Origin of the sequence: Ensifer adhaerens (assembly GCF_001270265.1) — a bacterium.
GTDB classification, from domain to species: Bacteria; Pseudomonadota; Alphaproteobacteria; order Rhizobiales; family Rhizobiaceae; genus Ensifer; species Ensifer adhaerens_B.
The window spans coordinates 182678-206069 of sequence record NZ_LGAP01000003.1; the positions used below are offsets into that span (position 1 = coordinate 182678).

Annotated in this window: 23 protein-coding genes; 6 read left to right on the forward strand and 17 right to left on the reverse strand. The window is 61.9% G+C overall.

What is annotated here, in order from left to right; all coding sequences use genetic code 11:
- Positions 1 to 12: 12 nt before the first annotated feature.
- The 3 genes from AC244_RS09590 to AC244_RS37985 all read right to left on the reverse strand — a co-directional run bounded on the left by AC244_RS09590 (position 13) and on the right by AC244_RS37985 (position 2760).
- Positions 13 to 1431: an aldehyde dehydrogenase family protein gene (locus AC244_RS09590; RefSeq protein WP_053248594.1), complete on the reverse strand. Its 1419-nt coding sequence runs from the start codon at positions 1429 to 1431 to the stop codon at positions 13 to 15.
- Positions 1432 to 1520: 89 nt separating this feature from the next.
- Positions 1521 to 2444 (reverse strand): LysR substrate-binding domain-containing protein, encoded by a 924-nt coding sequence (locus AC244_RS09595; RefSeq protein WP_234716911.1) that lies wholly within the window; start codon positions 2442 to 2444, stop codon positions 1521 to 1523.
- The gene (locus AC244_RS37985) at positions 2341 to 2760 is read right to left on the reverse strand and encodes an aldehyde dehydrogenase family protein (protein ID WP_234716896.1); all 420 of its coding nucleotides are present in this window, start codon (positions 2758 to 2760) and stop codon (positions 2341 to 2343) included. The genes AC244_RS09595 and AC244_RS37985 overlap by 104 nt, the downstream gene beginning before the upstream one ends.
- A gap of 287 nt (positions 2761 to 3047) precedes the next feature.
- Here AC244_RS37985 and AC244_RS37990 point away from each other — a divergent pair, with 287 nt between their 5' ends.
- Positions 3048 to 3656: an alpha/beta hydrolase family protein gene (locus AC244_RS37990; RefSeq protein ID WP_234716897.1), complete on the forward strand. Its 609-nt coding sequence runs from the start codon at positions 3048 to 3050 to the stop codon at positions 3654 to 3656.
- Between the two features lie 29 nt (positions 3657 to 3685).
- Positions 3686 to 4075, forward strand: a complete 390-nt coding sequence (locus AC244_RS37995; protein ID WP_234716898.1) for an alpha/beta hydrolase family protein — start codon at positions 3686 to 3688, stop codon at positions 4073 to 4075.
- Positions 4076 to 4189: 114 nt separating this feature from the next.
- On the opposite strand, the gene leuB is transcribed toward AC244_RS37995, so the two are convergent.
- The 14 genes from leuB to AC244_RS09675 form a co-directional block, all read right to left on the reverse strand.
- Positions 4190 to 5302 (reverse strand): 3-isopropylmalate dehydrogenase, encoded by a 1113-nt coding sequence (gene leuB / locus AC244_RS09605; protein WP_053248596.1) that lies wholly within the window; start codon positions 5300 to 5302, stop codon positions 4190 to 4192.
- Positions 5303 to 5385: 83 nt separating this feature from the next.
- Entirely contained in the window at positions 5386 to 5646 is a 261-nt protein-coding gene (locus tag AC244_RS09610; RefSeq protein ID WP_082366800.1) for an ACT domain-containing protein, read from the reverse strand.
- Positions 5643 to 7034: an amidase gene (locus AC244_RS09615; protein ID WP_053248706.1), complete on the reverse strand. Its 1392-nt coding sequence runs from the start codon at positions 7032 to 7034 to the stop codon at positions 5643 to 5645. The genes AC244_RS09610 and AC244_RS09615 overlap by 4 nt, the downstream gene beginning before the upstream one ends.
- 111 nt (positions 7035 to 7145) lie before the next feature.
- Positions 7146 to 8120, reverse strand: coding sequence for an ABC transporter ATP-binding protein (locus tag AC244_RS09620; RefSeq protein WP_082366801.1), 975 nt, complete (start codon positions 8118 to 8120; stop codon positions 7146 to 7148).
- The gene (locus AC244_RS09625) at positions 8117 to 9133 is read right to left on the reverse strand and encodes an ABC transporter ATP-binding protein (RefSeq protein WP_053248598.1); all 1017 of its coding nucleotides are present in this window, start codon (positions 9131 to 9133) and stop codon (positions 8117 to 8119) included. The genes AC244_RS09620 and AC244_RS09625 overlap by 4 nt, the downstream gene beginning before the upstream one ends.
- On the reverse strand, positions 9130 to 9990 hold the full coding sequence (locus AC244_RS09630; protein WP_053248599.1) for an ABC transporter permease: 861 nt from the start codon (positions 9988 to 9990) through the stop codon (positions 9130 to 9132). The genes AC244_RS09625 and AC244_RS09630 overlap by 4 nt, the downstream gene beginning before the upstream one ends.
- Positions 9990 to 10940 (reverse strand): ABC transporter permease, encoded by a 951-nt coding sequence (locus tag AC244_RS09635; protein WP_053248600.1) that lies wholly within the window; start codon positions 10938 to 10940, stop codon positions 9990 to 9992. Before AC244_RS09635 ends, AC244_RS09630 begins: the two co-directional genes overlap by 1 nt.
- A gap of 98 nt (positions 10941 to 11038) precedes the next feature.
- Positions 11039 to 12514, reverse strand: a complete 1476-nt coding sequence (locus AC244_RS09640) for an ABC transporter substrate-binding protein (RefSeq protein ID WP_053248601.1) — start codon at positions 12512 to 12514, stop codon at positions 11039 to 11041.
- Between the two features lie 145 nt (positions 12515 to 12659).
- Positions 12660 to 13406 (reverse strand): glucose 1-dehydrogenase, encoded by a 747-nt coding sequence (locus AC244_RS09645; protein ID WP_053248602.1) that lies wholly within the window; start codon positions 13404 to 13406, stop codon positions 12660 to 12662.
- Positions 13407 to 13426: 20 nt separating this feature from the next.
- Positions 13427 to 14878, reverse strand: a complete 1452-nt coding sequence (locus AC244_RS09650) for an aldehyde dehydrogenase family protein (protein WP_053248603.1) — start codon at positions 14876 to 14878, stop codon at positions 13427 to 13429.
- Positions 14868 to 15551, reverse strand: coding sequence for a GntR family transcriptional regulator (locus AC244_RS09655; protein WP_053248604.1), 684 nt, complete (start codon positions 15549 to 15551; stop codon positions 14868 to 14870). Before AC244_RS09655 ends, AC244_RS09650 begins: the two co-directional genes overlap by 11 nt.
- Positions 15552 to 15695: 144 nt before the next feature.
- Complete coding sequence (locus AC244_RS09660) at positions 15696 to 15995, reverse strand: SGNH/GDSL hydrolase family protein (protein ID WP_053248605.1); 300 nt, start codon at positions 15993 to 15995, stop codon at positions 15696 to 15698.
- 270 nt (positions 15996 to 16265) lie between these two features.
- The gene (locus AC244_RS09670; protein WP_053248607.1) at positions 16266 to 17699 is read right to left on the reverse strand and encodes a family 16 glycosylhydrolase; all 1434 of its coding nucleotides are present in this window, start codon (positions 17697 to 17699) and stop codon (positions 16266 to 16268) included.
- 185 nt (positions 17700 to 17884) lie between these two features.
- Positions 17885 to 18775, reverse strand: a complete 891-nt coding sequence (locus tag AC244_RS09675) for a LysR family transcriptional regulator (RefSeq protein ID WP_053248608.1) — start codon at positions 18773 to 18775, stop codon at positions 17885 to 17887.
- Positions 18776 to 18958: 183 nt separating this feature from the next.
- Here AC244_RS09675 and AC244_RS09680 point away from each other — a divergent pair, with 183 nt between their 5' ends.
- Genes AC244_RS09680 through AC244_RS09695 form a run of 4 tightly spaced genes read left to right on the forward strand, consistent with a single transcriptional unit; the run spans position 18959 to position 23390 of the window.
- A complete protein-coding gene (locus tag AC244_RS09680) occupies positions 18959 to 19951 on the forward strand; it encodes an ABC transporter substrate-binding protein (RefSeq protein WP_082366802.1) in 993 nt (330 codons plus the stop codon).
- A 48-nt stretch (positions 19952 to 19999) separates the two neighbouring features.
- Positions 20000 to 21349, forward strand: a complete 1350-nt coding sequence (locus AC244_RS09685) for an MATE family efflux transporter (protein ID WP_234716899.1) — start codon at positions 20000 to 20002, stop codon at positions 21347 to 21349.
- 56 nt (positions 21350 to 21405) lie between these two features.
- Positions 21406 to 22356: a FecCD family ABC transporter permease gene (locus AC244_RS09690; protein WP_414735899.1), complete on the forward strand. Its 951-nt coding sequence runs from the start codon at positions 21406 to 21408 to the stop codon at positions 22354 to 22356.
- The gene (locus tag AC244_RS09695; protein WP_053248611.1) at positions 22353 to 23390 is read left to right on the forward strand and encodes a FecCD family ABC transporter permease; all 1038 of its coding nucleotides are present in this window, start codon (positions 22353 to 22355) and stop codon (positions 23388 to 23390) included. Before AC244_RS09690 ends, AC244_RS09695 begins: the two co-directional genes overlap by 4 nt.
- Positions 23391 to 23392: the final 2 nt, after the last annotated feature.

Sequence of the window (23392 nt, forward strand, 5' to 3'; positions counted from 1 at the left end):
CTGGCAATCCGATCAGTGCTTCAGCACCACAAGACGGGTTTGCGTGAATTCGAGCATGCCATGCTTGCCGTCATCGCCTCCGAGACCCGAACGCTTCCAGCCTGCATGAAATCCTTGATAGGGATCGGCCGGAAATCGGTTGACGTAAAGTTCACCGGCCTCGATGGCGTCGGCGAAGCGCATGACCGTGCTGTAGTTGTTGGTGAAGAGAACCGAACTCAGGCCGAACTGGTGATCGTTGGCAAGCGCCAAGGCTTCCTCGGCGCTGTCATAGGACAGCACGGCGAGAACCGGGCCGAACACCTCTTCGGCAACGACATCCATATCCTGTCGGCAATTGGAAAGCAGGGTTGGCGGATAGTAATTGCCCACGCCCTCCGGCAGCATGCCGCCTGCCTCGATGCGTGCCCCCTGCTCCACCGCATGGCGAACCATCGCATGAATATTGACCTGCGCCGATTTCGTTTCCAGCGGTCCCATGCGCGTCGGGTCGTCGGCGCGGTTGCCGAACGCCCTTGCAGTGAAGCCGGTGCGAAGCCGTTCGATAAGCGCGTCATGGATGGAACTGTGCACATAGACCCGTTCCGGCGCAGTGCAAACCTGCCCGCAATGATTGGTCTTGGCGGCAACAAGCTGAGCGGCAACCGCATCGAGATCCGCATCGGGTTCGACGATGACAGGTGTCTTGCCGCCGAGTTCCAGCGATGGCTTCGCGATATTGGCCTTGCAATATTCGAGAACCACGCGGCCTGCCTGCAGGCTGCCGGTGAGCGTTATCATGCCGACCGACGGCTGGGTGCAAAGCGTCGCGGCGACATCGTGCGACATGGTCAAGATGTTGACCAGCCCCGGTGGAAGCTCGGCTTCCAGCGCCGCTTCGGCGATCTCGAAGGCGGAGGTCGGCGTCGAATTGCTCGGCCGCACCACGACGGCGTTGCCGGCGATCAGTGCGGGGGCAATCTTGCGCACCAGCGTATAGACCGGAAAATTGAACGGGATGAGGCAGGCGACGACCCCGATCGGCTCGCGCTTCAAAAGCAGAGTCTCACCCGGATTGTCGCTCTGGATCACCTCCCCCTCGATCCGGCGCGCCCATTCCGCATGGTAGCGCATCAATTCCGCGCCATAGATCGCCTCCGCCGTGGCATCGGCGAGGCTCTTGCCGGACTCAAGCGCAAGCGCCTGGCCGATCTTTTCGGCGCGCGCCTCGATAGCCGCCGCGAAACGCCGCAAGGCATCCCCGCGGGCGATCGCCGGCAAGGCTTTCCATGCCTTCTGCGCTGTAGCGGAGCTTTCGACCGCTGCGATTGCCTCCCGTGCGCTTGCCGCCGGCACCCGCGCGGAGGTCTCTCCGCTTGCGGGATTGAGCACCGGGACCAGGTCCGACGCGGGCTGAAACGCGCCGGCGACAAAGTTGCGGTAGTCGGTCAAGACGATATCCTTCCGTGTTTACGCCGGAGGACGGGCTTCAGAACGTGCTCGATTCCCTCATTCATTCCTCCTCCTTAGATCACATTCGCTCAGGCGCCGTCGCTGCTCGACACCAGGCGTAGCACCGGCTTTTCGCCTTCGTCGCGATTGTGATTTCTGAAACGGCTGATGAGCCATGAACGGAAGCCCGCCATCAGCGGGTCGGCCAACCCTTCGGCATCGATTTTCAGATAGTAGCCGAAGCCTTCATAATGATGGGCGTCAAAGGGAGCGACGACGCGCCCGTTCTCGATCTCGTCACGAAACAGAATGGGATCGACCAGGGCCAAGCCCTGACCGGAAAGCACATATTGGATGGCGAAGCTTGCCGTGTCGAACGTGACGCCGCGAGCCGTCGTGACGCCGGAAATGCCGTTCTGCGAAACGAAGCGCTGCCAGGTGTGGTAGGGCTCCGTCTCGACGATCTTCACATGGACAAGCTCGTTGGCGTTGATGAAGGCTGCAATATTATTGGATCCGCGTCCCACCAGATCCGGATGGCAAAGGATCGCCGGACGGGCCTCCCAAAGAAGATCGGTAACCCACTCGTCCGCAGTCGGTCGTGTATAGACCACGGCGACGTCGAACTCGGTTGTCGGCCCGCCATATGGTGTCGAAACCTCAAGCACCACATCGGGAAAGCTCCGCTGAAAATCGGTCAGGAGCGGCACTGCCAGCTTCGTCGCAAAGCTGGGTGGCAGGTTGATCCGCAGCTTGCGCTGGTGATGCCCCGGCTGACTGCTGATTTCCTGCAGCGCCTGGTCGATCCGGTCAAATCCCTTTGCTACACCTGCCAGTAAAACCCGGCCCTCCCTCGTCAACTGAATGGCCTTGTGACCCCGCTCAAACAGCTTGCGCCCGATGCTCTCCTCAAGGCTGATCACATGCCGCGACAGGGCGCTCTGCGAGATGCTGAGAGTGGCTGCCGCCGCCGTAAAGCTGCCAAATTGAGCGACGGCCTCGAAGGCGCGCAGCGCGTTGAGCGGAAGACGTCGGCGATCCATCAGCGGATCCTTTCTGTTCGAGTTGACACAGGCTTCCATCATTGCACGGAAAGCCCCCCGAACAGCATGCACTTGCTCTCCAAATACACGTCGAGGCCTCACTGGCGCCTTCGCGCCCAAGCACCGATTGCCTGAATCCGCCGAACGACGCGACCTCGGTGGAGACCACCCCTTCGTTGATGTAGACCATGCCCGCCTCAAGCGTAGCCGCGACGCGCCAGACCCGGCTGAGGTCGCGAGTAAAGAAATAGACCGACGAACCGGTCGGCGTCGCTTTTGCAAGCACGATGACGCTCGACCTTCGCAAGCGCCGGCGCGTTGATCCGCGGCCGCTGTGCCGCCCTCTCGTCGGTGCTGGCGCGTCCTAAATGAAGTTTCTCCCTGACGCGGACTATGTCGACGGGGGGTGCGTCTGACAAATAGACTTATTAGATGCTGTCATCTCAAAATGAGATAGCGTCAGGCGCGGTCAACGCGGAAAGAAACGATCTCAACGTTCTAGATCGCGTTCGAGGTCTCTTCCGGACGGAAGTTGGAGCATGAAAGCACGGCTCATCCAAACGAGAGGCTTCCATGCTCAAACTTCCATTCTGCGTCATCGGGTTATGGCTAATGACCACATCCCTTGCCCACTCCGCCCCCGCCGTCGGCTTTCAGCAGACAAACCTCGACAAGAGCGGTTCGCGACCGCTTCACGTCAGCATCTGGTACCCTACTGAACAGAGTACCGAGACGGAAATCGTCGGAGAAAATCCCGCCTTTTACGGCGTTCCAGTCATACTCGATGCCGCACCTTCCTCGTATGACCTGCCACTGGTTGTTCTATCGCATGGCTACGGAGGCAGTTGGCGCAATCTCTCCTGGTTAGCCGAAGAGTTAGCCAGACACGGCTACATCGTAGCGGCACCGGACCATCCCGGTACGACGACTTTCGACATGGATCCTGTGCGGGCAGCGATGATGTGGGAGCGCCCACGCGATCTAAGCCGCGTCATCGATGCGCTGGAACGCGATTCAACGCTGGCGGGCAAGGTCGATAGAAACAGGATTGCCGCCATTGGACATTCGTTGGGAGGATGGACGGTTGCGGCGTTGGCCGGTGCGCGTTTCGACACAAAACGGTTTGAAGCGGACTGCAAAGCCAACACCAGCCCCGAGCATGTGATCTCAAGAACGAGCTAGGCCTTGGCCGCAAGGAGCTCGAAAGGGACATGGAGGACACACGGCTAAAGGCGTTCGTGTCTCTCGACCTCGGCATTGCAAGAGGCTTTTCGCCCGAAAGCTTGGCCACCGTTCAAATGCCGGCCCTTGTTATCGGCGCGGGGATTGATATTGGAGGATTACCGCCGAAGCTCGAATCCCGATATCTCGCGGAGCATTTGCCAAAGTCGTCCTCGACCCATGTCGAGATTCCTGACGCAATGCACTTTGCTTTCGTGGGGCTCTGCAAGCCGGACGCTGTTGCGTTCATAGAAAAGGTGGAACCCGGCAACGGCGTCATCTGTAAGGACGGCGGAACGCGCAGCCGCGAAGAGGTGCACCGAGAAATCAGCTTTCTCGTGATCGGTTTTCTCGTCAGATCCATTCCGGTCAAGCCGTAGCGCAGCGCGCGCGTCCGGAAGTTCACCCGAGCGGCGATAGTCGCTCGGGGTCATGCCGGCCAGCGCGCTGCCGCACCCGCGCCCCTTGAGGGCCTACGGCCGTTTGGGCTGCCGCTACGCCGACAGGCTCTTGAACTCGGCGAGGATGGCTTCGCCCATCTCGCCCGTGCCGACCTGGCGGGCGCCTTCGGCCATGATGTCGCCGGTGCGGATGCCCTTGTCGAGCACGGTGGCGATCGCCTTCTCCAGGTTGTCGGCTTCCTTGACGAGGTTGAAGGAGTAGCGCAGGCACATGGCAAACGAGGCGATCATGGCGATCGGGTTGGCGATGCCCTTGCCGGCAATGTCCGGCGCCGAGCCGTGCACCGGCTCATAGAGCGCCTTGCGCTTGCCGGTCACGGCATCCGGGGCGCCGAGCGACGCCGAGGGCAGCATGCCGAGCGAACCGGTCAGCATCGCCGCCACATCCGAGAGCATGTCGCCGAACAGGTTGTCGGTGACGATGACGTCGAACTGCTTGGGCTGGCGCACCAGCTGCATGCCGCCGGCATCCGCCAGCATGTGTTCGAGCTGGACGTCGGAATATTTCGCCTTGTGGGTTTCGGTGACCACCTGGTTCCACAACACGCCCGACTTCATGACGTTGCGCTTTTCCATCGAGCAGACGCGGTTGTTGCGGGTGCGGGCCAGTTCGAAGGCAACACCGGCGATGCGCTCGATCTCGTAGGTGTCGTAGACCTGGGTGTCGATGCCGCGCTTCTGGCCGTTGCCGAGATCGATGATTTCCTTCGGCTCGCCGAAATAGACGCCGCCGGTCAGCTCGCGCACGATCAGGATGTCGAGGCCTTCGACCAGTTCCGGCTTCAGCGACGAGGCGGCGGAAAGCGCCGGGTAGCAGATCGCCGGGCGCAGGTTGGCGAACAGCTGCAGGTCCTTGCGCAGCCGCAGCAGGCCGGCTTCCGGACGAACCTCATAGGGCACCGCATCCCACTTCGGACCACCGACGGCACCAAACAGCACGGAGTCGGCGCCGAGCGCCTTTGCCATGTCCCCTTCCGAAATCGCCTGGCCGTGGGCGTCATAGGCCGAGCCGCCGACAAGGCCTTCATCCGTCACGAAGCCGCTACCAAGCTCGGCATTCATGTAGGCGATGATTTTGCGGACTTCCGCCATGGCTTCCGGGCCGATGCCGTCGCCGGGAAGGATGAAAAGCTTACGATCGGCCATTTCGGCACTCCTGTTAAATTGTTCTGTGGTTGTCGTTTTGGCGGTGGTTCGCCGCGTTGGTGTTTGTGCGGAGCTTCGTCTGACTAGGATACAGCGGCGCACCCACCATGTTCGAGATCCTGCGCGGGCTGCGTTCCCGCAATCTGGGCGATGCGCTCCCGAAGCGTGTTGGAAACGGCGTGCGAGGCCGACGACACGTCGATGTCGAGCCTCGCTTGCCCGCCATCGACCTCGACGGCAAGCTTCGAGACGCTGACACCCAGGCGGCGCATCACGTCGAGCAAGCGTGAGAGGATGTTCTCGAGATCGTCGCTTTCGACGGTGTAGCGCATCGTGTGGCTCATGCCGTGACCTTGGGCCAGGGCCGCTGCTGCGGGCGCAGGGTTTCGAAGGACCGCGCGAGGCGCAGGACGCCGATATCGTCAAACTGTTGGCCAATGATCTGGAGCCCGATCGGCAGGCCGCCGGCGGTATAACCGCAATTGAGCGAGATCGCCGGCTGACCGCCCATGTTCACGGCAACCGTGAAGGCGATGTGTTCGAACGGTTTTTGCGGGTCGTTGATCGGCGAGGCCCATTCGGCGGGGTAGGACGCTGTCGGTGCCGTCGGCGAGAGGATGAAATCAAAGCCGGTCAGCGCTGCGTGGATGGCACCCCGCATGGCGTCGATCTGGGCGAAGCCGGTATAGACGTCACGGCCGGAAAAGTCCTTGGCCGTCTCGATCCAGTTGAAGATGTAGGGCAATATCTGCGCCTGCTGTTCCGGCGCCAGGCGCGATACGTCCTCCCAGCCACGCGCCCGCCAGAAGCGATCGAGACCATCGATCATCTCGCGGGTCAGGAAAGGCGCGACAGGCTCGATGATCGCACCGGCATCGGCGAAGAGCTTCGCCGCTTGGCTGACTGCCTGCGCTGTTTCCTCGCTCACCGCCTGGCCGAAGCCGGCATCGAGCCACAGGCCGATCTTCAAGCCTTTTACATCGCGGTCGAGGTCGAGCCAGGGAATATCGGCATAGGGCAAGGACATCGTGTCGCGCGCATCCGGCTTCGACAGCACCGACATGTAAAGCGCCGTGTCGGCCACGGTGCGGGTCATCGGGCCGGCCACGCGGCCGATGAAGGGCGGATTGATCGGGATTCGGCCCGCCGACGGTTTCAGACCAACGATGCCGCACCAGCCGGCCGGCAGGCGAACAGAACCGCCGATATCGGTGCCGATATGCAGCGGGCCGTAACCGGCGGCCGCAGCCGCCCCCGCACCGGCGCTCGAGCCGCCGGGATTGGTCGACAGGTCCCATGGATTGCGGGCCAGTTTGTGGAAGCTGGAAAGGCCGGACGAGAGCATGCCGTAGTCCGGCATGGTGGTCTTGGCCAGAATGATGCCGCCCGCCTCGCGGGTGCGCGCCGCCGGCGGCGCGTCTTCGGAGGCCGGCACCAGCGGCACGGCGGCGCAGCCAAGCGGCACGGCCGTTCCCTTCGTCGCGATGTTCTCCTTGATCGTCACCGGCACGCCATCGATCGCGCCCAGAGGTTCGTTTTTGGCCCAACGCGCTTCTGATGCTTTTGCGCCTTCACGCGCCTCATCCGGATCGTAGGCCCATAGCGCATTGAGCTTCGGCTCCGAGGCATCGATGCGCGCGATCACGGCATCAACGACATCAACAGGAGAGAGCTTTCGCAGGCGATAAGCCTCGACAAGATCGACGGCGGAGAAATCAGCGAGATCGGACATGGGTGAAAATTCCTGCAACAAGAGCAACTCCAGGAAAGTGTAAAACGGTCTTCCGTCCGGAGTTGCGTCATTTCAAAAAGTTAGATCACGTCACTGTTTCAAGGAACTGATCTAGGCGAAGTGACAGCGGGCAGACCAAGCCGGGGTCACCGGCTTGGCCTCGGGCGTTTGGGTCAGACAGAGATCCTGCCTGCGCGGGCAGACGGCGGCATAGGCGCAGCCGGCTGCCGTCGTTGCGGTGTGAACCGGCGTCGGCGGCGGCGCATCGGAGCGGACCCGCTTGCGGCGTCCGGAAAACGGCTTCGGCACGGCGGCCACCAGCGCCTGCGTATAGGGATGACGAGGGTTGTCGAACACGTCACTTGTCGGTCCCTCTTCGACGATCCGGCCGAGATGCATGACCGCGACCCGGTCGGTGATGGCGCGAACCACGCCCAGATCGTGGCTGATGAACAGATAGGAAAGGCCGAGCCCCTCCTGCAGATCCATCATCAGGTTCAGGACCTGCGCCTGGATAGAGACGTCGAGCGCCGAAACCGGTTCGTCGGCAACGATCAACGCCGGTCGGGTGATGAGTGCGCGCGCAATTGCGATGCGCTGGCGCTGGCCGCCGGAGAACTCATGCGGATATTTGTCGGCCGACGCCAGTGGCAAGCCGACCGCCTCCAACACCTCTGCAACGCGCCGGTTGCGCTCAGTGGTGCTGGTTCCGCGCTCCAGCGAAAAGATCGGCTCGGAGACGATCGTCCGGACCGTATGGCGCGGATCGAGCGAGCCGTAGGGGTCCTGGAAGATCGCCTGAAATCCCCTGCGCGCCTCGCGCAACCCTGAGCGGTCCAGCGCATAAATATCCTTGCCGGCAATGGAAACCTGCCCTGACTGCGGGCGTTCCAGCCCCATGACGGCGCGCGCAAGCGTCGACTTGCCGGAACCGCTTTCCCCGACGATGCCGAGGCTCTTGCCCGCGGCAAGCTCGATGCTGACGCCGTGCAGGACGCGCAAGCTGGTCTGTTTCGAAAAGATCGATGGGCGCGGCAACTGGTATTCGCGCACCAGGTCGGTGGTCCTCAGAATAACGTCGCTCATGGTGCCACCATCCTTTCGCGTGGATGAAAGCAAGCGGCGCGATGCTCAACATTCCTGTCGGTGTCGATCAAGTCCAGGGTCGGTATCGCCCGCTGGCAATCCGGCTGAACAAAGGCGCAGCGCTCGGCGAAGGAACAATGGGGTGGACGGCCAAAGGGGTCCGGAACGATGCCGGGGATGGCGTTCAACCTCGGCCTTCCCTCGCCGGATTGACGCGGTGCCAGTGCAGCTCCATGCGGAGACGCGGCGAACAGGCCCCTCGCATAAGGATGCGCCATCCGCGCGAACACATCGTCGGTGCGCCCCGTTTCGATGATGCGTCCGGCATACATGACCGCGATGCGGTCGGTCATTTCGGAGACGACGCCGAGATCGTGGGTGATCAGCATGAGCGCCGTGCCGGTGTCTTCGATCAGGTCGTCGAGCAGATCGAGGATCTGTGCCTGCACCGTCACGTCGAGCGCGGTCGTCGGCTCGTCGGCGATCAACAGGTCCGGTTCGCAGGCGATCGCCATGGCGATCATCACGCGCTGCCTCTGGCCGCCGGAGAGCTGGTGCGGGTAAAGGTCCAGATTGAAGCGCGGCGCCGGCAGACCGACCCGGTCCAGAAGCGCACGCGCCTTCTTCTCGGCATCGGCCCTGGTTTCACCGAGATGAAGCCGCCGCCCTTCGGCGATTTGGGCGCCGATCGACTTTACCGGGTTGAGCGCGGTCATCGGTTCCTGAAAGATCATCGCGATGCGCCGGCCGCGATAGCTGCAGTACTCGGCTTCCGGCAGGCCTGTGAGGTTCCGGCCGTCGAACAGCAACTCGCCGCGAACCCGCATGCGTTGCGGCAGCAGGCCCATCACGGCAAGCGCCGTCATGGATTTGCCGCTGCCGGATTCCCCGACGATACCGAGGCGCTCACCGCGGTTGAGCTCGAGATCGACATCGCAGACGATATCGACCTGGCTCGTGCCCGCTGACAGCTCGACCGACATTGCGGCCATTTGAAGCAAGGGTTTCGTCATCTTTGCCGCCTCACGCGCGGATCGAGAATGTCGCGCAGGCCATCGCCCAAGAGGTTGAGGCCGAGCACGGCGAACGTGATTGCAAGTCCCGGGAAGATGGCAAGCCACGGGGCCTGATAGATGAAGGTCTGGGCATCGTTCAGCATCTTGCCCCAGCTCGGCATCGGCGGCTGTGTGCCGAGGCCGACATAGGAAAGACCGGCTTCGGCTACGATCGCTAAGGCGAACTGGATCGTCACCTGGACCAGGAGCACGTGGTTGATGTTGGGTAGGATGTGCAGAAGCGTGATCGCCACGTCGCCGCGACCGGCGCAGCGCGCCGCCTGCACATATTCGCGCTTCCACAGCCCCATCGAAGCGCCGCGGGTCACGCGGGCAAAGACGGGAATATTGAAGATGCCGATGGCGATCATGGCATTGGTCGCGCCGGGGCCGAAGATGGCGGTGATGATGACCGCGGTCAGCAGTGCTGGAAAGGCGAAGGCAAGGTCGCTCATGCGCATGACCAGGCCGTCGACCCAACCGCCGCGCGCTGCAGCCCAGGCGCCGAGCGGTACGCCGATGCCGGCGCCGACCAGCACCGCGACGATCGAAACGGTGATCGAATTGCGCGCGCCGACCATGATCATCGAAAGGATGTCGCGACCGAAATTGTCGGTACCGAACCAATGGGCAAGGCTCGGCCCCTGAAGCTTGTCGCGGAAGTTCATCGCTGTCGGCGAGAACGGCGTCCAGACATAGGAAACCAGGGCCATCGCCACGAGGATGGCGGTGACCGTGACGCCGAACATCAGGCTTCGGCTGCCAAGCAGCTTGGACAACAGACCGGGCTCTGAAGCGATCGCTGGGTTGCTCATCAGTGGCCTCCCCGCGACAGGCGCGGATCCAGATAGCCGTAGACCAGATCGATGAGGAAATTGATGGTGATCACGGAGGCAGCCAACAGCGTCACCAGCGTCTGGACCGTCACCAGGTCGCGCTGAGCAATCGCCTGAAAGACCAGGCGGCCGATGCCCGGCAGGTTGAAGACGTTCTCGATGATGATCGTGCCGGCAAGCAGGAAGGAAAACTGCAGGCCGATGATCGTGACGACAGGGATGAGTGCGTTCGGCACCGCATGCTTCCAGAGAGCGCCTGAGCGGGTAAGGCCCTTGGCGCGGGCGGTGCGGATGAAATCCTCCCCGAGCGTTTCGATGACGGCCGAGCGGGTGACGCGCCCGAGAATGGCGGCGAGCGGCAGGCCGAGCGCAAAGGCCGGAAGGATGAGGGAGTGCAGGCCGCTCCAGATGCCGCCTTCCCAGCCGGCAAAGCCGGAGGCCGGGAACCAGGCGAGTTTCAGCGCGAACAGCAGAATGAAGAGCAGGGCAAGCCAGAAATTCGGGATGGCGACGCCCACCTGGGCGATGCCCATGACGACGGTGTCGCCGGTCTTGCCGCGATTGGCCGCGGCATAGACGCCGATCGCGATGGCGACGACGACGGAGATCGCCATGGAGAGCAGAGCGAGAGGCAACGTCACCAGGATGCGCGGCCCGAGCAGTTCGCGGATCGGCACCGAATAGGTAAGGCTCATGCCGAAATCGCCGACGACGAAGCCGCCGATCCAGTGGAGATAGCGAATCCAGATCGGTTGATCGAGGCCGAGTTGCCGGTGCAGTGCCGCAATCGCGTCCGGGTCGGCGTTCATGCCGAGCATCAGCACCGCCGGGTCTCCGGGCAGCACCTGCATCAGCAGAAAGACGATGACTGAGGCGACCAGTGTCGTCAAAACGAGCGACACGAGGCGACCGCCAATAAAGGAAATCACATCAACCTCCCGGAATGAGCGAGCGTTGACCGCCACCGGGTGCGGCGGTCAGCGGCTGATCTGCATCCGCCCCTCGGATGAGGGGCGGATGCCAATCGTCAGTTTTCCCAATAGGTCTGGGTCTGGTCGTCGGCCGGCACCGGCATGTTCTTCCAGAGGCCCTTCACCTTCTTGTTCCAGACGCCGATCTTCGGCAGCGCATAGAGGAAGACGTTCGGCTCGTCGGCCGCCAGCTTGCGCTGGAGCTGGCCGGCGAGATCCAGCTGCTCGGCTTCCGTCGAAGCGAGCGTGAAGGACTTGTAGAGCGCCTTGTATTCCGGGTTCTGGTAGTTGAAGTAATATTTGTCGCGAGCATAGATATCGAGATCGCGAGCCTCGGCATGCGCGATGATCGTCGCGTCGAAATCCGAGTTCTTGAATACCTGGTCGAGCCATTGCGCGAATTCGATCGGAACGAGGTTCACCTTGACGCCGACTTCGCTGAGCATTGCGGCGACAATCTCGCCGCCGCGGCGCGCATAGGCCGGCGGCGGCAGCATGATGGTCATCTCCAGGCCTTCGGCGCCCGCCTCCTGCAGCAATTGCTGCGCCTTGCCCGGGTCATAGGGATAGGTTTCGTTCAGATCGACATAGCCGGGCTCCACCGGTGAATAGTGCGAACCGATCGTCGTGCCGAAACCCGAATAGGTGCCTTCGACCAGCGCCTTCCGGTCGATTGCATGGGCAAGCGCCTGGCGGACCCTGACGTCGTTAAACGGCTTGCGCGCATTGTTGAGGGAGAGCACGACCTTGCCGGAGGTGCTGCCGACCTCGACCTGAAGGTTGGGATCGCTCTGGAACTGGCTGACGAGTTCGGCGGCCTGGAACATCGGGAACGCATCGACATTGCCGGCGAGTACGGCCGCTGCGGCCGCCGACGGGTCGCTGATGAACTTGAAGGTGACTTCGGTGAGCTTGGCCGGTTCGCCCCAGTAGTCGGCGTTCTTTTCCAAAACGACCTTGTCGCCCTTCGCCCACTCCTTGAACGTGAAGGGGCCGGTACCAACAGGCTTGGTCTTGTTGTCGGCCGCCGATGACGGCGCAATCATGACCGCGTCACCCCAGGCCATGTTGAACAGGAAGTTGGACGCCGGGCGCTTGAGCGTCACGACCGCCGTGGCCGGATCCGGGCATTCGGTCTTTTCGATCGGCTCGAAGAGGCCCTTCTGGGCATTGGTCGAGTCGGCCGATACGGCGCGTTCATAGGAGAATTTCACGATCGAGCAGTCGAAGGGCGTCCCGTCGTGGAACTTGACGCCCTGACGAAGCTTGAAGCTGTAAGTCTTCTGGTCATCGGAGACGGTCCAGCTCTCGGCCAAGAGTGGCTTCACGGTGCCATCCTCCACCACGCGCACCAGACCTTCGAATAGGTTACCATAGGTGATGTAGCGGATCGGCGCGGCGGCACCCGCGGTTGGGTCGAGGCCCGGCGGCTCCAGCACCTGGCCGACGGTAATCGTATCCTTGGCCATCGCCGTCGTCAGCGATGCGGCAATGAAGCACGAGGCAAGCGCCCATTTCGTCAAGTTAAGCATGGTTCCCCCGCTTTGCGGTTTCGTTGTTTATGGTCCCACTGCATGTTTCCGTTAATCGTATCCGATTGAAGGACAGAAACATGCAGTCAATCAAAGTGCTACAGCGACCTTAGCGCGTCTCAAAAGACGCGCGGCGCTGTAGTCATCAGATCGAACGTCCGCCGTCGACGTCCAGTGCAACGCCGGTGATCATCGACGCCTGCGGCGATGCGACGAAGGCTGCAGCCTCGGCGAGATCCTCGGGCTTCAGCAAGCGTCCCAAGGGAATGGAATCGCGGAACTTCTTGCGAATTTCCTCGCTGTCCTCGCCCATGAAGGTCGCCAAAAGCGGCGTTTCGCCGGCAACGGGATTGAGTGCGACAACGCGAATGTTGAAGGGCGCGAGTTCGATCGCCAGCGCCTTGGTCGCGGAGACCACCCAGCCCTTGGTCGCATTGTACCAGGCTAGGTTCGGCCGCGGCCGGTTGGCGCCGGTGGAGGCGATATTGACGATCACGCCGGACTTGTTCTCCTTCATGTGTGGCAGCAGCGCGCGCGTCATGAGATAGACGCCGCGCACATTGACGCCGAGGATCCGGTCGAACTCGTCCGGCTCGACAAGTTCGGCATTCTGCGGCTTGTGGCCGATGCCGGCATTGTTGACCAGAATATCGATGCGCGCGAATTTCTCGAGCCCTGCCGCAACGGCGGCATCGACATCCGACTGCTTGGCGATATCAGCGACGACAGCAAACGCATTGCTGCCGAGTTCCTTGGCCACCCGCTCCGCCCCGGCGGCATCGCGGTCGACAACGACCACCTTTGCACCGCCTTCGATGAAACGCTTCGCAATACCCTCGCCGAAGCCGGAGCCCGCGCCGGTGATGAGAGCGACCTTACCTTCTAGTGACATTTGTTCCTCCCGACGCTGAACTAGCCGTGGTAAACCGAGATGGTTTTCATGCTGGCAAAGCCGTAGAGGGCTTCGAAACCCTTCTCGCGGCCATGCCCCGATTTCTTGACGCCACCAAAGGGCAGCTCAACGCCGCCGCCCGCGCCGTAGTTGTTGACGAAGACCTGACCGGCGTGGACGGCGCGCGCCATGCGCAATTGCCTGCCGCCGTCGTTGGTCCAGACGCCGCAGACGAGACCGTATGAGGTGCCGTTCGCGAGACGAACGGCTTCCTCTTCGCCGTCGAACGGCATGATCACCTGAACCGGGCCGAAGATTTCCTCCTGTACCGTGCGATGGTCATGCGGCACGTCGCGCAGCAACGTCGGTGCGACATAGGCGCCTTCAGCGGGTGCATCGGCGACGATCTCGCCCTGCGCCGCAATCCTCAGGCCATCCTTCGCAGCATCGGCAAGGAAGCCCTCGACGATCGCCTTTTGCCTGTGCGAGACGACCGGGCCGAGCGACAGATCGGCGTCGGCCGGACCGACCTTGAGCGCGCGATATCTTTCGCTCATCCGCGCCACGACCTCTTCGTAGATGGCGCGCTCGATGAGGATGCGCGACGAGGCCGAACAGGTCTGGCCGGCGTTCTGGATCCCGGCATTCACCAGGAAGGGAACAGCCCGGTCGAGGTCCGCATCGGCAAAGACGATCTGCGCCGACTTGCCGCCGAGCTCAAGCGTCACCGGCACCGCATTCTTCGCCGCCGCCGCCTGCACCTGTTCTCCTGTGCGGACCGAGCCGGTAAACGAGATGTGATTGACATCAGGGTGTTCGGAAAGTGCGGCACCCGCTTCCGAGCCAAATCCGGTGACGACGTTCAGCGCTCCGGGCGGTAGGCCCTCTTCTTCGGCGATGCGCGCAAACTCCAGGATGGTCAGGCAAGCCTCCTCGGCCGGCTTGACCACGGCCGCATTGCCCATCGCAAGTGCGGCGCCAAGGCTGCGACCAAGGATCTGCATCGGATAGTTCCACGGGATGATATGCCCGGTGACCCCATGCGGCTCGTAAACGGTCAGAACGGTGAAGCCGTTCTGGTAGGGGATGGTGTCGCCATGCACCTTGTCGGCGGCGCCACCATAGAATTCGAGATAGCGGGCAAGCGCGACGACATCCGCTCGCGCCTGCGTCAGGGGTTTGCCGACGTCCTGCGCTTCGAGTTCCGTCAAGAGGTTGATGTTGCGCAGCACTGCCCCCGAGATTCGGCTCAGCACCCGCCCGCGCTCGGTTGCGGTCATCTGCCCCCAATCGCCGGAGAGAGCCGCGCGTGCCGAGCGCACGGCCAGATCGATGTCGTCCCGGGTTCCCCGGGCGATGCGCGCGAACTCCTGGCCGTTGGAGGGATCCCTGACGGCGATGTGTTCGCCGCCGACTGCGTCCTGCCATTTGTTCGCGATGAAATTGCCGTAGGTCTTCACATCATGCCTCATTGTCGGTCTCGCCCTGCGGGAGGAGCGTTTTCAATCTCATTGCCGTCGCATGGATATGCGCACGCGCCAGCTTCTCAGCCTGATCAGGATCCCTTGCCGCAATCGCCTCGACAATCAGCCGGTGCTCGGCAACAGCAGTGCTGGCGCGTTCGCTGGAAAGCGAAAAGGCCGGAGCAAAGACCTGCGAGGTCATCCGCAGAAGTGGTCCGAGCGACGCCAACGACGCATTGCGCGAGGCGCTGACGATAGCCTCATGAAAGACGACGTTCGACTGGGTGTATGCGCCGGGATCCCAGCGCTCGACGACCTTTTCCTGCCGCTCGATCTGTTTCGCGAGCTCCTTGATTTCTGATGCGGTTGCGCGCTCGGCGGCGTTGCGTGCTGCCACTCCGTCCATCGCCTCGCGCACGGCATAGGCGTCCAGAAGCTTCGGCAGGTCGGCGGTGGCCACCCTGACGCCACTGCCGGGCTTGTTGACCACGAGCCCGTCACGCTCCAGCACCCGCAAGGCTTCACGAAGCGGCGTGCGACTGATGCCGAACTCGGCGGCGATCCGCTCCTGGCGCAACGTCGCCCCAGGTGCATAGACGCCGGCATAGATGCGCTCGCGAAGCGCCTGGGCAACTTCGTCGAGAAGGCGCGATTGACTTCGCCATTCGAAGGTTTGGCTCATAGATCCCTCCCAAGATCGAGGCAAATTGTATCCAGGATACAGGCGATGTCAATTGCATTGATACGCCGGCGCCCGGTACCGGAACATGGCAGTCACATCTCCGATCCATGGCAGCAGGGTCGGGACCTCCCTCGTCCAGCAGAATCACGATGCCAGCGAACAGCATATCCGGTCGTCGGCAAGGGGCTGGGCGACATGGGCGGAGGTGTTGACCCATGGCCAGCTCGACATCGCTGTCGTCCACGATCCCCGCGTGCATCCCGGATGGGAGCCGAGCGGCCTGTCGTTGGTTCCGGCATCGACGATGATGAGGTTGAAATCGAGAGCGAGGACCTGGTCGATCCGGTTGCCGATATCCCGGGCCTTCTGGCCCGAGACGCCGGCGTTGAAGCCAGTGAAGCCGCGTGTCACGCCCACCCTGATGGTGGAAACGAAAGAAACCATTCAAACGACCCGCGAGGCGATCGCGTCCCGTCTCCTCGATGCCGGCAAGCTTGTCATTTTGCTGCCGATCCTTGCTGGCCAGCCGGCGAATCGGAGCGGGCCAAGGCGCAATGGATCAACCAGAAAAGCCGTGCTTTCGCGGCCTGCAGACCTCGCTGCCACATTTTCGACTGGCACAGGCCGCACGGCAGCCTAAAGTCTCAAACGCCAATCGGCTGACTCGGCCCGGCCGAGGGCAACCTCTTGATGCTCCATCACCTACCCGAGAAATCAGGATAGCCAGTCGTCCATAGACTGCGCTTCGCCACTCGCCGACTGCGTTTCATCCAGAGAGTAAGCATGAATGTAGTCGATCCGCATTTCCGCTCCGTCGCCGAAGTCTGTGTTCGGCTGCCCCGCTGCTCCTCCCACGGCGAGATTGACCACCATGTACATGGGTTCGTGCATGTCGGAGGGCGTATCGGCGCGCGCCACGGCGACGTCGTCGAAATACCAGACGATCTCATCCTCTTCCCATAGGACGCCGTAGGTATGGAACCCTTCGGTACTGGCTACCTTGACTGCGGTCGTCTCGCTTGTCTGTTCGCCGGTCTCGTTGCTGTGCACCGTTACGTTGACAGTGTTCGGCTGCTGCCCCCGCATCTCGACAACATCGAGTTCGGGAGGCCAGGTGCCATCTGCCGGCAACAGCCAGAACGCCGGCCAAGTGCCCGTTTCGGCTGGCATGTCCGCTCTGATTTCGAAATAGCCGTAGGTCTGCGCAAAGGTCGAGTACGTCGTCAGCATGCCGGACGTGTATTCGTACCCGTCGATCTCTGGTTTCAGTGCATCCGGCGTCGGCTCTGCCTTGATCGTCAGGACGCCATCTTCGACCGAAAACGGATTGATTGCGGCTGTCCCCGCATGGGCGGGATTGATGTACCACTGCAGTTCGCCATTGCTGGCCAAGGTTCCGCCTTTTTCAGGCGCCCACCAGAACTTGGCATCCCATACGCCCTGATCGCCATCATGAAGGGAGAGACTGTCAAACTCGTCGGCAAAACTCAGCGCAAGGTTGGAGCGATCGAGACTGAGCTGAAATTGCTCCGGCGCGAGATCAGCCACGGTCGTGTCTGCGAATAACAAGCTCTCGCCATCGCCGAGGTTCAGCCTTAAATCTGCGCCTTCCTGCGTCGCAAGGCTGATGACCTGTTGGAAGCTTGTTAGATCGTAACCATTCAGCCGGACCGTATCGGAACTGTCGAAGTCGACGATCAGATCACTGCCGCCACCTCGACCGACGACGAAGATGTCCGCGCCGCCGCCGCCGACCAGAATGTCGTTGCCGCCGCGACCGTCGATCGTCTGGCTACCTGAAGCCCCCGAGATAATATTGTCGGCGTTGTTGCCGAAAGCATGCCGGCCGCTGCCGGTGACCGTCAAGTTCTCAAAATTCTCGGGTAGGGTATAGCTCATCCACGTGTTGATGGTGTCGACACCAGCTCCAGCCGTCTCCATAGCGCGGTTGATGCTCGAATAGAGATAGTAAATGTCATCACCTTTACCGCCCGCCATGGTGACATTGACGGAGCCATCGCCCCAGATCGAGTCGTTTGCCTGAGTGCCGTAAAGCACTGGCCCCGAACCCGTCGCAGAGAACCACGCAGTGGATGGTCCACTGTAAAAAAGCGGGGTGCCCACGGCGTTGACAATCGATTTTGGCATGGTCAGCTCCTTCGGTTTCCTCCCGAAGGCAAGCTAACATCGCCTGGCAGACGGTGACACCGCCTGCATTTATGGGTTTTTGGTTTGACTTGCTGCTGAAGAAAGCAGGCGATCTGGCGACGATCTCAACGGTTTTCCGGCGGCAAATGACACGACCCGGGCCACGTTGTTGCCTGCCAACTCTGTCATTCGGCTCCGACGTTCGTCCATTTTTCCAACCAATCCAGGAAAATTCCCGCCATTCCAAATTCGACAGGCTTTGAAATGTCGTAAGCGCCGACGACGGGTGCCACCGATGCCGTCAAGGCTACAAGCTGACCCGATCTCAGTTCGTGTTCGATAAACAGCGGACTCGCCTGCCCCACTCCCAAGCCCGAAATACAGGCGTCAATCGACGCCTCGTCGGTGTCGAACGCGATGCTGCCGCCCCGCGGCTCGAACGTGAGGCCCGCGGAATTGCACCAGCACCGCCAAGACCATGCGTCTGCTGTGTCCAGCAGGATGGGCAATTCGAGGATGTCACTGGCCTCGAACTGGCCCCTGCTTCCGGCTATCAATTTCGGCGAGCAAACCGCCATCGTCCTGTCCAACAAGAACGCCGACGCGACTTCCGCAGCATCAGCGCTTCGTCGATATGTTATCGTTAGGTCGGGTCTCTCAAGCGAGCCCAGCGCCAGCGATTGGATGACAAGATCGGCGGTCGGGTTCTCCTGCCGGAACGACCCGATGCGCGGGATCAACCATCGACGGGCGAGAGTTATCGGAGCCTGGATAACGAGCCGCGACCGTTGCGTGTTCAAACCACGCGCGCCCGTCTCGAGCATCGCGAGAGCCGCATTCACGTACGTTAGGAAACGCTGTCCGGCATCCGTCAGCGTGATGGCGTTGTGGGACCGGTGAAACAAGGTCACCCCAAGCGCATCTTCCAGTTGCTTCACTTGCCGGCTCACGGCCCCGGGAGTGAGGTGCATTTCCGCAGCCGCCAATGTCAGGCTGCCGCGCCTGCTTGCGGCTGAGAACGCAATGAGGGTGTTCAACGGAGGGTTTTTCAGGCTTTCGGCTTGAGTTTTTTTCATGCTCGCTTGAGAAACTTTCGATTGCTTTAAAGTGGACTATTAATATCAACAATCGCATAAAGCAAAGCGCTGTAAAGGCTGAGATCCCCGATGTGGGAACCGAGCCGGTCCCGCAACGGCTTGCTGAGATGATCATTATTCATGCCTGGCACATGCCGGGACCACACATCGATGGAGACCCTGATGCTACACGCCAGCTTGGGCCGCGCCGCGGCCGCAGGACATGCCATAGCTGCTTTCCTTGCCTGGAATGCATGCGTGCTGCCCGCCAACGCCCAATCGCCTTCAACGCTCAACGTCATTGACGACCGTGGCGTGATCGTTGCAGTGCCGGCCGACGCGAAGCGGGTGGCGTCGGTATCATATTTCGCTGCGGATGTAGCACTCGCCCTTGGTATCAAGCCAGTCGCCGCCACCTACATGGTCGAGGGCCGTAATCCTGACTTCCTGGGTGGTTACCTGGAGGGCGTTAAGCAGATTGGTCAGCGCGCCGCTCCAAATCTCGAGCTGCTCGCCGAGGCCAAGCCCGACATAACCGTCGCCATCCGGCGCTACACGGAAGGCAATGCCGTCCAGTATCAGAAAGTAGCACCGTATCTGGCCTACAACCTCGAACTATATGCCGACAGCGACCGCACGATCGGCCAATTGGCAACGATCCTTGGCAAGCCGGAACGCGGTCAGGAACTGAACAAACAGTTCAAGGCAGACCTTGAAGCCTACGCAGCGAAAGCTCCAAAGGATGTGCATCCGCGTTTCGTCGTGATGTGGGGTGGAGAGACGCCGTGGGTCTTTCGTTCGGAGAACATGACGGCCGCCATTCTCGTAGCACTCGGAGGTGACAACATCGGCGGCCAGAATCCGACACCATCAGTACCCGACAACTGGGGCCTGGAAATGAGCCTCGAAACGATGCTGGAGAAGGATCCCGAGGTTATCTTCGTCTACGACTATGGTCCGGACCGTCCTCAGGAGAACAATCCGATCTGGCAACAGCTGAGCGCCGTAAAGAACGGTCGCGTCCACTATGTCGGCGATCATTGGGTTGAAGCGCATGGGCCGATCGCCCGCGAACTCGTGCTGAAGGAAGCCGCACATCTGCTTCATCCCGAGACGTTCCAGGCCGTGGACGTCAAGGCCGAGGCCCGCAAGTTGATACCGGAATCGGTCAAGTAGCACCAAGTTTCCGGCCCTTCGGGGGCCGGCCCAATCCGGACCTTCGCAGTGTCAGACAGCACCCCTACCCTTCACGAAGCGCGGCGCATCGCCGAGTTGGCGCTACCGCTTTCATTCATCCAACTCGCTCAGGTCGCCATTTCAACGACCGACATGGTGATGCTCGGCTGGTCCGGTGGCGCTGCGATTGCGGTCGGCGCACTCGGCTATACCTTGTTCAACCTGCTGCGGACGATGGGGTTCGGGATGCTCATCGGAGCATCCAACCTGGTGGCGCAGGACAGGGGCGAGGATGTGGGCAGGGAGCATCTTGCGGCCGCCCTGATCATGGCGTCGATCGCGGCCGTTGCTGCAGCGGTCATGCTCGCCTTGGCAGGGTCCACGCTGGAATGGTTCGGGCAAGATCCGGACATTTCGGCGCAAGTCCGCGATTACCTGATTTTCATTGCACCCGGCTACATCCCTCTATTCTGGTTCTATGCCTACCGAGGTGTGGTGGTGGGACGGCGCAAAGCCAACGTCCTGCTCGCGATCACATTGGGAACCGTCGTCATCAACGCGGTCTTCGACTACGGCTTCCTGTTCGGTGCTTTCGGTCTGCCTATGCTTGGCATACCCGGCGTTGCTGCCTCCAGCTCGATTTCCTTCCTCCTGCAATTTGTCGCGGTCGCAGTCGCGACGCATCGAACGACCCGGTTTGCGCCGGTGAAGTCCCGCGCCGAGGTTCTTGGGTCTTTCCGCCGGCTGCTCGCGATTGGCTTGCCGACCGCAGGCTCCTACGGATCGGAGGCGGGCTTTACACTTTCAATCGCGCTGATGATGGGCGCATTTGGCGCTTCAGCACTTGCAGCGCACGCGGTGGTCAATCAGATCATGTATGTCGTCTTCATGCTGTCGATTGGGATGTCGCATGCGACATCCGTGGGCGTCAGCGAGGCGCTCGGCAGCAAGGACAGGAATGGAGCCCTGCGCGTTGGGCGTAGCGGCTTCTGCCTCGGCCTGGCTGTCGTCGGCCTCTTCTCGGTGCTGTTCGGCCTGTTTCCCGGGCCGATCCTGCGACTGTTTTCACTCGATCCGGCGTCAGCCGCCCAAGCTCATGGGATAGCCCTTATCCTCATAGTGATGGCCGCGTTCATTCAAGTGTTCGACTTCGTCCAGAATATCGGCGTTGGCGCAGTGCGCAGTGTCGGCCGGGCGGGCCACGGGTTCTGGATAACGATTGCCTGCTATTGGGCGTTCGGCCTGCCGCTGGCCTGGGTGCTTGGCACGCAGACGGAGCTCGGCGCATATGGCGTCTGGCTCGGGATGGGCGCAGGTCTGGTCGCCGCCGGGGTCGGCATGGTGTTTCTCTTTGAGCAGACGGCCGCCAAGCTCGAATTTTCCCGGTCCATGTCATGAGACGGCACTCGCGTTCCGCGTCCTCACTTCTATTCATTCTGGCAGGCGCACTCGTCATGTTCGTTCTCGGGCTGCTCTACGGAGCCAAGCCCATGACCCTTGCCAAGGCCGTCGGCGCGCTCCTGTCTCCAAATCAGGGGACCGACGGATTTATCGTCTGGACGCTTCGGATGCCACGCAGCCTGGCCGCGTTCCTCGCGGGGGCGGCACTGGCGACCGCCGGCTTCCTGCTTCAATCGGTGACGCGAAATCCGCTTGCAGCGCCTGACCTGACGGGTGTCTCGGCTGGAGCCGTCACGGCGATCGTCACGACCTTCATATTCTTTCCCGACGTATCGTCCGCCTACTATCCGCCGATCGGCATGGCAGGCGGCGTGGGCGCGGCAGCGCTGACGCTTTTTGCATCGAACGGCCGACGGGGCTCGCCACTCCATTTTGCGCTTTCTGGCGTTACGGTCGCGCTTTTCCTGAGCGCAATCACAACCTGTGTGCTGCTGCGCGGCGGTCCGCAATCCCCATCGGTGCTGTTCTGGCTTTCCGGTGGGTTCCAGGGTCGCTCCTGGCCACAGGTCGTTTACATGCTACCCTGGATCGTCATCGGCCTCCTCGGCGCGCTTGTCAGCCACCGGGTGATTGGACTGTTCGGTCTTGGCGACGAGGCGGCGGCAGGCATGGGCGTCAACACCGCCGTCTGGAAGCCGATCGTGCTGATCTGCGCCATCATTCTGGTTGCCGGCGTGACGCCTGTCGCCGGCCCGATCGCATTCATCGGCCTCGCTGCTCCCCACCTCGTTCGTCTTCTGCGACCGGCAGACACGCTCTGGGCGATCCTGCTCAACATCGCACTCGGTGGAGCCCTGTTGGTGACGGCGGACGCATTGGCACGCTCCGTCGCGGCTCCGCGCGAAATCCCTGTCGGCATCTTCACGGCGTTGATCGGTGGCCCGGTGTTCATCTATCTGATCCAGCGACGGCGTCTGGGAATGACGACGGGACCACGCCCATGACCTCAAGCACCAACAGTGCAACACGCGCGACGCCAACGCGCGGCATCCTCGCCCTCACACTTCTGGCTGTGGGCCTGATATTGATCGCGGTTCTCCTCGGCGTCGTTGATATCCCCACGACCGAGGTGATTGCGGCACTGGCCGGCAACGGCTCTGAACAGTCGGACCTGATCATTCTGACGATCCGCCTTCCCCGCATTCTGACAGGAATACTGGCCGGCATTCATTTCGCGGTCGCCGGGACGCTGCTGCAGTCCATCACCCGCAATCCGCTCGCCGACCCAACCATCATCGGCATATCGCAGGGCGCTACCCTTGCGGTGACGGTGTTCCTGTTCTTTGCCGTCTATCGCTTCAACTCAGATGCCAACGCGCTTTACACACTGCCCGTTTCCTGGCTGCCACTGGTAGGCTGTGTCGGAGGGCTGATGAGCGGCCTTGTCATCTACAGTCTTGCAATCGCCAAACGCATGGCCGCGCTGCAACTGACGCTGTGCGGAATCGCCATCGGCGCCTTCCTGCATGCCATTGCCATGGGCATCGTCGTCGGCTGGGGCAGCTCGCGTTTCGAGATCGTCATGCAGTGGCTTTCAGGCAGTCTCTATGCGCGCGGATGGGAACACGTGCTCTTCCTGCTGCCGTTTACTGTGGCCGGCCTTGCCGTCCTGCCGACGCTCTATCGGCCGGTGCTGATGTTGCGTTTCGATGAGGATGTTGCACGATCCTTCGGTCTTTCGTACCGGCTGTACTTCAGCCTGACGCTTGGCGTCGCCTCGATCCTGGCCGCCAGCGCCGTGGGTGCCGTTGGGCCGCTGATCTTCGTCGGCCTCGTCGTGCCGCACCTGGCGCGCTTCGTCGCCGGCAGACATTTCGCACTGGTCATCCCATTTGCCGCGCTGATCGGAGCGGCGCTTGTGACCGGAGCGGATCTGGCGGGCCGACTGGTCGGCGGCCCCGAAGAAATCCCGATCGGAGTGGTCACAGCCTTTGCTGGTGCGCCGTTCCTGCTTTTCCTGCTCCGCCGATATCGATGAGG

What these genes read in the sequence shown, in the direction of transcription:
- AC244_RS37990 (WP_234716897.1), top strand. Translation starts at nt 3,048, where the DNA reads ATGCTCAAACTTCCATTCTGCGTCATCGGGTTATGGCTAATGACCACA.
- AC244_RS37995 (WP_234716898.1), top strand. Translation starts at nt 3,686, where the DNA reads ATGGAGGACACACGGCTAAAGGCGTTCGTGTCTCTCGACCTCGGCATT.
- leuB (WP_053248596.1), bottom strand. Translation starts at nt 5,302, where the DNA reads ATGGCCGATCGTAAGCTTTTCATCCTTCCCGGCGACGGCATCGGCCCG.
- AC244_RS09610 (WP_082366800.1), bottom strand. Translation starts at nt 5,646, where the DNA reads ATGAGCCACACGATGCGCTACACCGTCGAAAGCGACGATCTCGAGAAC.
- AC244_RS09615 (WP_053248706.1), bottom strand. Translation starts at nt 7,034, where the DNA reads ATGTCCGATCTCGCTGATTTCTCCGCCGTCGATCTTGTCGAGGCTTAT.
- AC244_RS09620 (WP_082366801.1), bottom strand. Translation starts at nt 8,120, where the DNA reads ATGAGCGACGTTATTCTGAGGACCACCGACCTGGTGCGCGAATACCAG.
- AC244_RS09625 (WP_053248598.1), bottom strand. Translation starts at nt 9,133, where the DNA reads ATGACGAAACCCTTGCTTCAAATGGCCGCAATGTCGGTCGAGCTGTCA.
- AC244_RS09630 (WP_053248599.1), bottom strand. Translation starts at nt 9,990, where the DNA reads ATGAGCAACCCAGCGATCGCTTCAGAGCCCGGTCTGTTGTCCAAGCTG.
- AC244_RS09640 (WP_053248601.1), bottom strand. Translation starts at nt 12,514, where the DNA reads ATGCTTAACTTGACGAAATGGGCGCTTGCCTCGTGCTTCATTGCCGCA.
- AC244_RS09645 (WP_053248602.1), bottom strand. Translation starts at nt 13,406, where the DNA reads ATGTCACTAGAAGGTAAGGTCGCTCTCATCACCGGCGCGGGCTCCGGC.
- AC244_RS09650 (WP_053248603.1), bottom strand. Translation starts at nt 14,878, where the DNA reads ATGAGGCATGATGTGAAGACCTACGGCAATTTCATCGCGAACAAATGG.
- AC244_RS09655 (WP_053248604.1), bottom strand. Translation starts at nt 15,551, where the DNA reads ATGAGCCAAACCTTCGAATGGCGAAGTCAATCGCGCCTTCTCGACGAA.
- AC244_RS09660 (WP_053248605.1), bottom strand. Translation starts at nt 15,995, where the DNA reads ATGGTTTCTTTCGTTTCCACCATCAGGGTGGGCGTGACACGCGGCTTC.
- AC244_RS09670 (WP_053248607.1), bottom strand. Translation starts at nt 17,699, where the DNA reads ATGCCAAAATCGATTGTCAACGCCGTGGGCACCCCGCTTTTTTACAGT.
- AC244_RS09675 (WP_053248608.1), bottom strand. Translation starts at nt 18,775, where the DNA reads ATGAAAAAAACTCAAGCCGAAAGCCTGAAAAACCCTCCGTTGAACACC.
- AC244_RS09680 (WP_082366802.1), top strand. Translation starts at nt 18,959, where the DNA reads ATGCTACACGCCAGCTTGGGCCGCGCCGCGGCCGCAGGACATGCCATA.
- AC244_RS09690 (WP_414735899.1), top strand. Translation starts at nt 21,406, where the DNA reads ATGTTCGTTCTCGGGCTGCTCTACGGAGCCAAGCCCATGACCCTTGCC.
- AC244_RS09695 (WP_053248611.1), top strand. Translation starts at nt 22,353, where the DNA reads ATGACCTCAAGCACCAACAGTGCAACACGCGCGACGCCAACGCGCGGC.